We start from the raw sequence: 12991 nt of genomic DNA on the forward strand, positions 1-12991 counted from the left end.
CGGCCCTGCGGGGCCGACACAAGGAGACCCATGGAGATGACGAGTGCCGAGCTGCTGACCCGCTTTTTGCTGCAGCGCCCCGCCCCCGCCCATCGCCTGGCACTGGCCGGGCTCAAACCTGCCGCCGTGTTGATCCCCCTGGTGGAGCGCCCCGAGGGCCTGCACCTGCTGCTGACGCGCCGCAGCGCCGCCCTGCGCCACCACCCGGGGCAGATCAGCTTTCCCGGCGGGCGCCAGGACCCGGAAGACCGGGACCTCATTCACACCGCGCTCAGGGAAACCGAGGAGGAGCTTGGCATTCCCCCCTCCCAGATCCGGATCATCGGCAGCCTCACCCCTCTCAATACCGTCTCACGCTACGATGTGCTGCCGGTCCTCGCCATGCTCGACCCAGGCTACGGGCTGACCCTGAGCCAGGACGAGGTGGCCCAGGCCTTCGAAGTCCCCCTCGCCCACGTGCTGGATCCGGGGCAGCACATAGCCCTGAGCCTGCCAAGGGCGGACGGACGTCACACCATCTATTGGATCCCTTGGGAGCAATCTTTCATCTGGGGGGCCACTGCCAGCATGATCCGCCAGCTTGCCCAACACATCTCGACATAACATTTCGACAACATGATGAGGTGGGAAATTATCCAGCTAACATTCAAATAACACTGCATTTGATAAATAAATTTTGATTTTTTATTCTTTTGATCACATTTCTACAAGAAAGTACGGGTTTTAGCCGCACAAAGGTGAATTTGATCAACATTTTTGATTAAAAAGAAAGTATTCTTGCGCCGACTAATTAAAACCACACATTCGGGGTGAGACACATGTCCAATACTGTCACTGGCGCACAGGATGTTGCAGCCGCACAGGAGCAAGGAATCAGCTCGGTCCAATCTCGCGGTTGGAGTAAACAAGACACCACCTGGGTGATCAGCCTGTTCGGTACCGCCGTCGGTGCAGGTATCCTGTTCCTGCCCATCAACGCCGGCATGGGTGGCTTCTGGCCGCTGGTAGTGATGGCGCTGCTGGTCGGCCCCATGACCTACCTGGCACACCGTGGTCTGGCGCGCTTCGTGCTCTCCTCCAAGCAGCCCAATGCCGACATCACCCAGGTGGTGGAAGAGCACTTCGGCGTGGGTGCCGGTAAATTGATCACCCTGCTCTACTTCTTTGCCATCTACCCCATCGTGCTGATCTACGGCGTGGGCATCACCAACACGGTGGAAAGCTTCCTGGTCAACCAGTTGCAGATGACGCCGCCCCCGCGCTGGATCCTCTCCATCGTGCTCATCATGGCCATGATGTCCGTGATGCTGGCTGGCGAGAAGCTGATGCTGAAAGTGACCGAGTTCCTGGTCTATCCGCTCATCGCCATTCTGGCGGGTATCTCCCTGTACCTGATCCCGGACTGGACCGGTGCGGCCCTGAATGAAATGCCGAGCACCAAGGATTTCGCCACCACCCTGTGGCTGACCATCCCGGTGCTGGTGTTCTCCTTCAACCACAGCCCGGCCATCTCCAGCTTCGCCCTGGCTCAGCACCGTGATCACGGTGAGCATGCCGTCGCCAAGTCCGACGCCATCCTCAAGCGCACCGCCATCATTCTGCTGGGCTTCGTGATGTTCTTCGTCTTCTCCTGCGTGATGAGCCTGACGCCGGCCCAGCTGGCAGAAGCCAAGTCCCAGAACATCGCCGTGCTCTCCTACCTGGCCAACCAGCATGCGAGCCCCATCATCTCCTACTTCGGTCCGCTGGTTGCCTTCGTGGCCATCGTCTCCTCCTTCTTCGGCCACTATCTGGGTGCCCGTGAAGGTCTGAAAGGGATGATCGTCCAGAACATGCGCAGCTCCGGCAAGGCACCGAACCACAAGAAAGTGGAGCTGTTCATCATCGCCTTCTTCATCCTGACCCTGTGGGGCGTGGCCGTGATCAACCCCTCCATCCTCGGGATGATCGAATCCCTGGGTGGCCCCATCATCGCCACCATCCTGTTCCTCATGCCCATGTACGCCATCAAGCGCGTTCCGGCCATGGCGAAATACCAGGGTCAGATCAGCAACGTCTTCGTGGCGACCATGGGCCTTATCGCCATCTCCGCCATCCTTTATCAACTGGTCGGCTAAGCCTTCCTGCGATACCGTCGGGCCAGCATCTGGCCCGGCGCCTCCCACAGCCCGGCAGATCTCCTCTGCCGGGCTGTGTTCGTTGTGATCATAAGGTACTGGGCTCAGATGATCAGAGCCCCCTGCCCTCAAATCAGAGACAGCCCTTTCACCCACTCTCTTTCCCCTTGGTGACAGCTTGCCGCTCATATTCCTTCCCCAATGACACACGACCAAGACGTACTGTGTTATCCCGTCATCTGCTGCGCGCCATCGGCCTTGCCAGACAGAACACCAGAGCCCTTGTCCTTACCAGGAACGCCCGCTCTTCGGGGTTTAGCCCAGAGAGCCGACACCCCCACCCAATGGAGCCTTTCTTCAAGGTACTCAGGGAAAGTACCGGCTACAGGGCGCAGGCAAACCGCCGAGAGGGCCTTGACCGGGCTTCCCGTACAGCGTCCGAAGAGCAGATGACCCCTTCGGTCACCAGAGGGGATGTCACACGCCGCCATGCTGACAGCACAATCAGCCCGATATGCCCGGCGAATGCAGCGCCGGGCACGTTTGTACAGGGAATGGCTTGTTGGCGGTGGCGAGAACACGTAAGGCAGCCAACGGGCCCCTCCCGAGAAATCACACAGGGGGATCCGAGCACTGTCAGTGCCATGACACGGCGAGAAGGTGCAGGGCGCCTGACGCGCGCGCAAATAAAAAGCGCCCTCCGAAGAGGGCGCCTGTGCAGAGCGGAAAGTCTGAGGGGATCAAGCTTCGCGGCTGGGGACCGGGGCGGCATCCAGCAGGCTCTCATCCTCGGCCATGCAGGCCGCCGCAGTGAACAGCACGTCGGTGGAGCTGTTGAGGGCCGTTTCGGCGGAATCCTGCAACACCCCGATGATGAAGCCAACGGCCACCACCTGCATGGCGATGTCGTTGCTGATACCGAACAGGCTGCACGCCAGCGGGATCAGCAGCAGGGAGCCGCCCGCCACACCGGAAGCGCCACAGGCACTGATGGTGGCGACGACGGAGAGCAGAATGGCGGTTGCCATGTCCACTTCCATCCCCAGGGTATGCACCGCCGCCATGGAGAGCACGGTAATGGTGATGGCGGCGCCGGCCATGTTGATGGTGGCCCCCAGCGGGATGGAGACCGCATAGGTGTCTTCCGGCAGGCGCAGCCTCTCGGCCAGGGCCATGTTGACCGGAATGTTGGCGGTGGAGCTGCGGGTGAAGAAGGCGGTCACACCGCTCTCTTTCAGGCAGGTCAGCACCAGGGGATAGGGGTTGCGCTTGATCTTCCAGAAGACGATGAGCGGATTGACCACGAAGGCGATGAACAGCATGCAGCCGATCAGTACCACCAGCAGCTGGGCATAGCCAAACAGCGCATCGAAGCCGGTTTCAGCCAGGGTGGAGGCAACCAGGCCCAGGATGCCGAGTGGAGCGCAACGGATCACGGCCTTGACGATGGCGGAAACCCCGTGGGACACATCGGAAATCAGTGATTTGGTGCTCTCATTGGCGTGACGCATGGCGATACCAAGGCCGATGGCCCAGGCCAGGATGCCGATATAGTTGGCTTCCAGCAGTGCTTTCACCGGGTTGGTCACCACGTTGAACAGCAGGGTCTGCAGCACTTCCGTGATGCCCCCCGGCGGCGTGATCTCGGTAGCGCCTGCCACCAGATGCAGGTTGGAGGGGAAGAGGAAGCTCGCCACCACTGCCACGGCAGCCGCCAGGAAGGTACCCAGCACATAGAGCAGCAGGATCGGTTTCATGTTGGTCTTCTGACCCTGCTTGTGGCCGATGATCGCCGACATCACCAGCACGAAGACCAGCAGCGGCGCCACGGCCTTCAGGGCGCCGACGAACAGGCTGCCGAGCAGACCCGCCGCCTTGGCCCACTCGGGCATGAACATCGCAAGAAGGATACCGAATACCAGACCGACTAGGATCTGGCTAACCAGACTGGTGCTGTTGACCAGTCGAATGAGGGGGTGTTGTTGTGTCATCAAGTAGTCCCTGTGCACTCATGGTGCGTGAATCATTAGTCCTGTTGGCAACCAGCCCCGCGCATTGGCACCGGTCCGTTGACGGTGACGCCGTGGGCAGCTCTTCTGGTGGATCTGTCCCGTTCGCGTGGGGTTGCGGACAAGAATATCCCATCTGCCATGGTTTTTTTCCACATAATCACTGAAAAATATCAGGGTTACCTCACAAAAAATCTACAACAATGTGATAACACAATATCAACCACGGTCAAAATGTCACCAAACCAGTCCGATCATCGGCCACCACTGGGCCAGAAGTGATATGATGACGCCCTTTTTCAGGGAGCCTTGCCATGATCACCTCTTTATTGACCCGACACTTCGGCTTTGATCGCTTGCGGCCCGGGCAGGAAGCGGTGATCAGTCGTCTGCTGGCCGGCAAGAGCGCCGCAGCCATCTTCCCGACTGGCGCGGGGAAATCCCTCTGTTATCAATTGCCCGCCCTCGCACTGCCCCACCTGACCCTGGTCATCTCTCCCCTGCTGGCCCTGATGCACGATCAGCTCGCCTTTTTGCGCAGCAAGGGGATCGCCGCCGCCACTCTGGACTCCAGCCAGACAGCGGAAGAGAGCCGGCGCGTGATGCAGCAGGCCAGCGATGGCAAGCTCAAGATCCTGATGATTTCGGTGGAGCGCCTCAAAAATGAGCGCTTTCGCCGCTTCATCGCCCACATCCCCCTGTCACTGCTGGTGGTGGACGAGGCCCACTGCATCTCGGAGTGGGGCCACAACTTTCGCCCCGACTACCTCAAGCTGCCGGATCATCGCCGTGAACTGGCCATTCCCCAGGTGCTGTTGCTGACCGCCACCGCCACCCCGGCCGTCATGGCGGACATGCAGGCAAAATTTGCCATCGACCGGGACGATCTGGTGGTCACCGGTTTCTACAGACCCAATCTGGATCTGGCCGTCCTCCCGCTGGCCGGCAGTGCCCGCGATACATGGCTGCGCGAGGAGCTGCACCGGAATCCGGCCGCCCCCACCATCGTCTACGTGACTCTGCAACACAGCGCAGAGCAGTGCGCCGCGCAGCTACAGGCCAGCGGCATCCGGGCATGCGCCTACCATGCGGGGCTCGATCCCGCCCTGCGCAGCCAGATCCAGCATGACTTCATGGCTGGCAGACTCGACTGCATCGTGGCCACCATCGCCTTTGGCATGGGCATCGACAAGGCCGACATTCGCCGCAATGCTGTTCAGATAAGCACTTTATTGACTGATTATTCATAAATTAGATTTGAGTTGGGGGGACAAGGCTGTGTCCAGTCGCTCTTCCTCCAGCCTTTATCCAGCGAGGCTTGCAATAGAAAGAGGGAGGCATCATGCCTCCCTCGCTTTTTGTCCTGATACTACGTGGACTGGAACTCAAATTCTCTTAAGTGAACAGCATTGCGACATTCGCCGGGTCATTCACTACGACCTGCCCAAGTCCATCGAGAACTACAGCCAGGAGATAGGCCGCGCCGGACGTGACGGGCTTCCCTCCCGCTGCACCGTGCTGGCGAGCCGCGCCCAGTTGCCGGTACTGGAAAACTTCGTCTATGGGGATACGCCGGACAGGGACGCCATCGCGCACTTGCTCGATATCGTGCGCCAGAGCGGCGCCGAGTGGGAATTCAGCCTGCTGCGCCTCTCCAACGAGACCAACATTCGCCAACTGCCCCTCAAGACCCTGCTGGTCTATCTGGAGATGGCGGGGGTCATTGCACCGGCCTACAGCTACTTTGCCGAGTACCGTTTCAGGTTCGTACTGGAAAAACAGGCGATCCTCGCTCGTTTCAATTCCGAACGCCGCCAGTTCCTGGAGCAGGTCTTTGCCTGCGCCCCCCAGGCGCGCACCTGGTGCACCATTGACTTCGAGGCGCTGTGGCAGGGATATCAGGGAGAACGCCAGCGCGCCGCGGCGGCGCTGGACTACCTGCAGCAGCAGGGTTGGATCGAGCTTGAAAGCAAGCAGATGACCGAGCTCTATCGGGTGCTGAGCCAGCAAATCGATACCGTGACCCTGGCCGAAGAGCTGCATGGATTGTTTGAAAAGAAAGAGCAGAGCGAGCTGGCCCGCCTTCAGGCACTGCTGGCCTTTTTCACCTCGACCACCTGCCTCAGCCATGAGCTTGCCCGCTATTTTGCCGACGACGCCGCCCCCGAGCGCTGCGGGCACTGTTCCGTCTGCCGGGGAGAGATCGCCGTGTTGCCGCCGTTGCCATCACCGGGCTTGCCCAACGAGCACGGTTTGCGCGCCTGGTGCGATCCGCTGATCGCCCTGTGCCATCAGCGCCATCCCAGGATCCTGACCCGTTTCCTGTGTGGCATCGCCACCCCGCTGACCACCCGTCTAAAGGCCAGGGATCTGGCCGGTTTTGGCCAGTTGGCGAACCATCCCTTCGCCGAGGTGCTGGCGGTGGTGTCAGCCCTCTATCCCGCCGAATCCTGAGCTTGCAGGTTTGGCGCCGTTCAGGCGCTGAAAAAATAAGACCCTCGCGGATGCGAGGGTCAAGCCAACGGAAACGTGCTTAAACAGAGCTTAGTATCTGCACAATCACCCACTCTCTTGCTAAAGCGATGACTGCTCGACACAGGACCAATCTAGAGCAGCCAGAATGTAGCGTCAATGTAAAAATTAGAGCAAAAGCACCAAGCAAGTAACATTACGTTGACGTAAGCGACACGTCTTTTTACCCTCTATTCCCTGCCGCCCTTGCCCTTGCTGGCACCGCCCCCTGACAAAACAGAGCGTCACCATTTTCTCCCTCTGGCACACAAAGATTTATTTTTTATGTCTTTGACATTTGCATCACTGTCGTGGCAAAAATAATTTAACAGTCAGTAACATAGGTATGTCACTTACTGCTTCTTCCCGCACGAGGATCGGGAAGCTCCCGCACAAACTTAAACCAATGATGGCGATGGATTACTGGGGGCTGTTGACTAGGCTTAAGAGGTAAACAGAACAAAAGTAGTGATCCACTCTTTTTCAGGGCAAGCGACTATAACGAGGGCTAAGTTATGGGCATCTTCGAGCACTATCAACAGCGGTATGAGAAGGCCAGAGAGGAGGAGTACAGCATCCAGGAGTTTCTGGATATGTGCAAACAGGACAAATCCTGCTACGCCTCTGCCGCCGAACGTCTGCTGACCGCCATCGGCGAGCCGGAAATGATCGACACCTCGACCAATCCACGTCTCAGCCGTCTCTTTTCCAACCGCGTCGTCGCGCGTTATCCCGCTTTCAAAGACTTCTATGGCATGGAAGAAGCCATCGAACAGATTGTCTCCTATCTCAAACATTCCGCTCAGGGTCTGGAAGAGAAGAAACAGATCCTCTATCTGCTCGGACCGGTTGGCGGCGGTAAATCCTCGCTGGCAGAGAAACTCAAATCCCTGATGCAAAAAGTGCCCATCTATCGCATCAAGGGCTCACCAGTGAATGATCACCCCTTCTGCCTGTTTGACATCGACGAAGATGGCGAAATCCTCGAGAAGGAGTACGGCATCCCTCGCCGTTATCTGCGCCCCATCATGTCTCCCTGGGTCGCCAAGCGCCTTCACGAGTTTGGCGGCGACATCACCAAGTTCAAGGTGGAGAAGGTGAACCCCTCCATCCTCGATCAGATCGCCATCGCCAAAACCGAACCGGGGGACGACAACAACCAGGACATCTCCTCCTTGGTCGGCAAGGTCGATATCCGCATGCTGGAACACTTCGCCCAGGATGATGCCGATGCTTACTCCTACTCCGGTGCGCTATGCAAGGCAAACCAGGGGATGATGGAGTTCGTCGAGATGTTCAAGGCCCCCATCAAGGTGCTGCACCCGCTGCTGACGGCGACGCAAGAGGGGAACTACAACGGTACCGAAGGGCTCTCCGCCCTCCCCTTCGACGGCATCCTGCTGGCCCACTCCAACGAATCCGAGTGGCAGCAGTTCCGCAACAACAAGAACAACGAAGCCTTCCTCGACCGTGTTTACATCGTCAAGGTGCCCTACTGCCTGCGCGTCTCGGAAGAGGTGAAGATCTATGAAAAACTGCTGTTCAACAGCGAGCTGACCGAGGCCAAATGCGCACCGGGTACTCTGGAGTTGCTGGGCCAGTTCTCGGTGCTGTCGCGGCTCAAGGAGCCGGAAAACTCCAGCCTCTATTCCAAGATGCGAGTCTATGACGGCGAGAGTCTCAAAGACACGGATCCCAAAGCGAAAAGCTATCAGGAGTACCGGGATTATGCGGGGGTTGACGAGGGCATGAACGGCCTTTCCACCCGTTTCGCGTTCAAGATCCTCTCCCGTGTCTTCAACTTCGACCACGCGGAAGTGGCAGCCAACCCGGTGCACCTCTTCTATGTGCTGGAGCAGCAGATAGAGCGCGAGCAGTTCCCGCAAGAGCTGCACGATCGCTATCTGGAGTTCATCAAGGGTTACCTGACTCCGCGCTACGTCGAGTTCATCGGCAAGGAGATCCAGACCGCCTACCTCGAGTCGTATTCAGAGTACGGTCAGAACATCTTCGATCGCTACGTCACCTACGCCGACTTCTGGATCCAGGATCAGGAGTATCGTGACCCAGAAACCGGCCAGCTGTTTGACAGAGCGTCTCTCAACAGCGAGCTGGAGAAAATTGAAAAACCTGCCGGGATCAGCAACCCGAAAGATTTCCGCAACGAAATCGTCAACTTCGTGCTGCGTGCCCGGGCCAACAATGCAGGCCGTAACCCCAACTGGACCAGTTACGAGAAGCTGCGCACCGTGATTGAGAAGAAGATGTTCTCCAACACGGAAGAGCTGCTGCCGGTTATCTCCTTCAACAGCAAAACCTCGGCTGAGGAGCAGAAGAAGCACGATAACTTTGTCGAACGGATGATGGAGAAAGGCTACACACGTAAACAGGTGCGGCTGCTCTCCGAGTGGTATCTCAGGGTACGCAAGTCATCCTGACCCTGCCGTGTTCAAGGGGGAGTTATGGCGCATTTTATCGACCGCAGGCTCAACGGCAAAAACAAAAGCGCTGTCAATCGGCAGCGCTTCATCCGCCGCTACAAGAAGCAGATAAAACAAGCGGTCTCGGATGCTGTCTCCAAGCGCAGCATTCAGGACGTGGACAAGGGTGAGAGCATCAGCATCCCGACCAAGGACATCGGGGAACCCCATTTTCATCAGGGTCATGGCGGCAAACGGGAGATGGTGCATCCAGGCAACGACCAGTTCGTATCTGGTGACAAGATTGACCGGCCCAAAGGGGGTGGCGGCGGCCAAGGGAGTGGCGAGGGCCAGGCTTCGGATCAAGGAGAGGGAGTCGATGATTTCGTCTTCCAGATCTCCAAGGACGAGTACCTGGACTTGCTGTTCGAGGATCTGGAGCTGCCGCGGCTGCAAAAGACCCAGCTCAACCAGCTGATGGAGATGAAGACCTATCGGGCCGGCTACACCTCCAACGGGGTGCCTGCCAACATCAACGTGGTGCGCTCCCTGCAAAATTCGCTGGCGCGGCGCATGGCGCTGCAGGCAGGCAAGAAACGTCAGTTGTGTGAACTGGAGGAGCGCCTGGCCCAGCTGGCTTGCGAGCCCAACGACCATTTCGCCGAAATGGCGCAACTTGAAAAAGAGATCAGGGAGCTGAAACGACGCATCGATGCGGTCCCCTTTATCGACACCTTCGACCTCAAATTCAACAACTTTGTCAAACGGCCCGTCCCCTCGAGCCAGGCGGTGATGTTCTGCCTGATGGACGTCTCCGGTTCCATGGATCAGGCTACCAAGGAGATGGCCAAGCGTTTCTATATCCTGCTTTATCTATTCCTGAGCCGGACTTACAAGAATGTCGAGGTGGTCTACATCCGCCACCACACCCAGGCCAAGGAGGTGGACGAGCACGAGTTCTTCTACTCCCAGGAGACCGGCGGCACCATCGTCTCCAGTGCGCTCAAGATGATGAACGACATCATCAACGAACGTTATCCCGCCAACCAGTGGAACATCTATGCGGCGCAGGCCTCTGATGGTGACAACTGGGCCGATGACTCACCCCAGTGCAGGGAGATCCTGATGCGCGACATCATGCCGCGGGTGCGTTACTACTCCTACATCGAGATCACTACCCGCGCCCACCAGACCCTGTGGCACGAATATGAGGCGGTGGCAGAGCAATACGCCCACTTCGCCATGGAGCACATTCGCAAGGTCGAGGACATTTATCCGGTGTTCCGGGAATTGTTCAAGAAGCAAGCGGCTTGAGGGATCACATATGGTAGAAACCGCAAGAAAGATAGCGCCGCTGGACGATGGTCCTGACTGGAACTTCGATCTGCTGGAGCTTTATCACCAGGAGATAGCCCGGGTCGCCAAATTCTATCGGCTCGACACCTATCCCAACCAGATCGAGGTGATCACTGCAGAGCAGATGATGGATGCCTACTCCAGTGTCGGCATGCCCATCGGTTATCAACACTGGTCATTCGGCAAGCGCTTTATCCACACCGAGCGCAACTACAAGCGCGGCCAAATGGGACTGGCCTACGAGATCGTCATCAACTCGGACCCCTGCATCGCCTATCTGATGGAAGAGAACACCATGCCGATGCAGGCGCTGGTCATGGCCCACGCCTGCTATGGTCACAACTCCTTCTTCAAGAACAACTATCTGTTCAAGGCCTGGACCGATGCCTCCTCCATCATCGACTACCTGTTGTTTGCCAAGAACTACATCACCGAGTGCGAGGAAAAACACGGCATCGATGCGGTGGAGAAACTGCTTGACTCCTGCCATGCCCTGATGAACTTCGGGGTGGATCGTTACAAGCGGCCCCAGAAGATTTCTCTGGCCGAGGAGAAACGGCGCCAGAAGGCGCGGGAAGATTATCTGCAAACCCAGGTCAATGAGCTGTGGCGTACCCTGCCCAAGCAGCACAAGATTGCCGGGGTGGAAGACAGGCGCTATCCTGCCGAGCCTCAGGAGAACATCCTCTATTTCATCGAAAAGAATGCCCCCCTGCTCGAGCCCTGGCAGCGCGAGGTGGTGCGTATCGTGCGCAAGATCAGTCAGTACTTCTACCCGCAGAAGCAGACGCAGGTGATGAACGAGGGCTGGGCCACCTTCTGGCACTACACCATTCTCAACCACCTCTATGACGAGGGAAAAATCAGCGATCGCTTCATGCTGGAGGTACTGCACAGCCACACCAACGTGGTCTATCAGCCCCCCTACAACAGCCGGTATTACTCGGGGATCAACCCCTACGCCCTTGGCTTTGCCATGTTCACGGACCTGCGTCGCATCTGCGAACACCCGACCGAGGAGGACAGATACTGGTTCCCCGATTACGCTGGCACCAACTGGGTCGAGACATTGCATTTCGCCATGCAGAACTTCAAGGACGAAAGCTTCATCAGCCAGTTCCTCAGTCCCAAGGTGATGCGCGACATGAAGCTCTTTGCCATCGATGACGACGATCTGAAGAACTACCTCAAGGTGTCCGCCATTCACAATGAAGAGGGCTACCGACTGGTGCGTAGCACCCTGTCCGCTCAATACAACCTGAGCAACCTGGAGCCCAACATTCAGGTCTACAACGTGGCAGTGAAAGGCGATCGCTCCCTGACCCTGCGCTATGTTCCCCACAACCGCATCCCCCTTGGCGAGTCACGCCACGAGGTGCTCAAGCATCTGCATCAGCTGTGGGGCTTCGATGTGGTGCTGGAGCAGGACAATGGCGAGCTATCCGCAGATATCATCGGCCGTTGTCCGGACCGCAAGAGCATGACCTGACGTCAGTGCCGGGCATAAAAAAACGCGCCATCAGGCGCGTTTTTCTTGGATCAGGGCAATCAGTTGTCACACAGGTTGCTTGGCATGTCCTGACGCAGACGGGTCCAAAGCTTGCCAGACTCGATGCCGTACTGGCGTACCGTCATGAACACGGCTTCGTGATCCTTGGTTTCGGCCAGCTTGCGCAGCGTCTTGTAGTAGGCATCTGCGGTTTCCCGCGCCTGTTTGTCCGAGAAGTAGTAGCGGCCAACCCGGCTGTACAAGCCCTTGAAACCGTTGAGAATCAAGGCATAGATGGGGTTGCCCGAGGCAAATGAAAGCTGGTGATGCAAACGGTAGTCGAAGTCCGCATAGGCCTCGGCCGTGTTCTCCACATCATCGGCACCCCGCAAGATCTCGGCGGCCTGTTCCGGGTTGTTGCGAATGGCGCCACGGATGAAGATGGTGCAGATGTTGGTCCGGGCGGAGAGCAGCTGTGCCACCAGATCCGGCACCTTGTCCTGATCGAGACGTGCCAGTGTCTCCAGAATGTTGAGACCGGAGGTTTCCCAGAAATTGTTGACCTTGGTCGGTTTGCCATGCTGGATGGTGAGCCAGCCATCACGGGCAAGGCGCTGCAACACTTCACGCAAGGTAGTGCGAGTCACGCCGATCAATTCGGACAGCTCGCGCTCCGCCGGCAGAATGGATCCAGGAGGAAAGCGATTGTTCCAGATGGACTCGATGATGTATTCCTCGGCAAACCCGGCAGGGCTTTGCGCTTTAATGACCATGTAATGACTCTGTTGTAGTGCGTAAAAAGGCCCCCGAATAATAGCAAAGCCGGTCATGCTGGCAAGCAGAAGGTCGGTCCTCTGCTCACATTACCCCGATCTTTTTGTTAAAAATATGTATACAGCAACAAGTGGGGAGTCAACCAACACCAAATGATGGGGATATAAGCGTTTGCTCGCTGGGCAAGTTCGGCGAGCTTATTTATAGTTATCGCTCCCTTGATTAAAATCATGTGCAATCAATCTGATACAGGTGAATATCCGGATGTTCGGCTCGGGTCGGGCTCGACTGCATAGACGCAGATATCAACAACAG

Annotated in this window: 7 protein-coding genes and 2 pseudogenes; 7 read left to right on the forward strand and 2 right to left on the reverse strand. The window is 57.7% G+C overall.

Going from position 1 to position 12991, the window contains the following annotated elements:
• Nucleotides 1–36 precede the first annotated feature (36 nt).
• Together PG896_RS08030 and PG896_RS08035 are read left to right on the forward strand one after the other, a co-directional pair.
• On the forward strand, nt 37–603 hold the full coding sequence (locus PG896_RS08030) for a CoA pyrophosphatase (protein ID WP_029314598.1): 567 nt from the start codon (nt 37–39) through the stop codon (nt 601–603).
• A 215-nt stretch (nt 604–818) separates the two neighbouring features.
• Nucleotides 819–2117: a serine/threonine transporter gene (locus PG896_RS08035; protein WP_113978762.1), complete on the forward strand. Its 1299-nt coding sequence runs from the start codon at nt 819–821 to the stop codon at nt 2115–2117.
• A gap of 740 nt (nt 2118–2857) precedes the next feature.
• On the opposite strand, the gene sstT is transcribed toward PG896_RS08035, so the two are convergent.
• A complete protein-coding gene (gene sstT / locus PG896_RS08040) occupies nt 2858–4108 on the reverse strand; it encodes a serine/threonine transporter SstT (RefSeq protein WP_049636004.1) in 1251 nt (416 codons plus the stop codon).
• 332 nt (nt 4109–4440) lie between these two features.
• Here sstT and PG896_RS08045 point away from each other — a divergent pair.
• The 5 genes and pseudogenes from PG896_RS08045 to PG896_RS08065 form a co-directional block, all read left to right on the forward strand.
• Nucleotides 4441–5322, forward strand: a pseudogene (locus tag PG896_RS08045) (RecQ family ATP-dependent DNA helicase); the annotation flags it as partial.
• 217 nt (nt 5323–5539) lie between these two features.
• Nucleotides 5540–6580 (forward strand): annotated as a pseudogene (locus PG896_RS08050) (RecQ family zinc-binding domain-containing protein); the annotation flags it as partial.
• A 572-nt stretch (nt 6581–7152) separates the two neighbouring features.
• The gene (locus tag PG896_RS08055; RefSeq protein ID WP_010674903.1) at nt 7153–9075 is read left to right on the forward strand and encodes a PrkA family serine protein kinase; all 1923 of its coding nucleotides are present in this window, start codon (nt 7153–7155) and stop codon (nt 9073–9075) included.
• Between the two features lie 24 nt (nt 9076–9099).
• Nucleotides 9100–10371, forward strand: coding sequence for a YeaH/YhbH family protein (locus tag PG896_RS08060; protein WP_052815757.1), 1272 nt, complete (start codon nt 9100–9102; stop codon nt 10369–10371).
• Nucleotides 10372–10381: 10 nt separating this feature from the next.
• Nucleotides 10382–11902 (forward strand): SpoVR family protein, encoded by a 1521-nt coding sequence (locus PG896_RS08065; protein ID WP_039040868.1) that lies wholly within the window; start codon nt 10382–10384, stop codon nt 11900–11902.
• A gap of 59 nt (nt 11903–11961) precedes the next feature.
• On the opposite strand, the gene fadR is transcribed toward PG896_RS08065, so the two are convergent.
• Complete coding sequence (gene fadR / locus PG896_RS08070; protein ID WP_010674906.1) at nt 11962–12675, reverse strand: fatty acid metabolism transcriptional regulator FadR; 714 nt, start codon at nt 12673–12675, stop codon at nt 11962–11964.
• Nucleotides 12676–12991: the final 316 nt, after the last annotated feature.

This window comes from Aeromonas sp. QDB30, assembly GCF_027707645.1.
Classification (GTDB): Bacteria; Pseudomonadota; Gammaproteobacteria; order Enterobacterales; family Aeromonadaceae; genus Aeromonas; species Aeromonas caviae.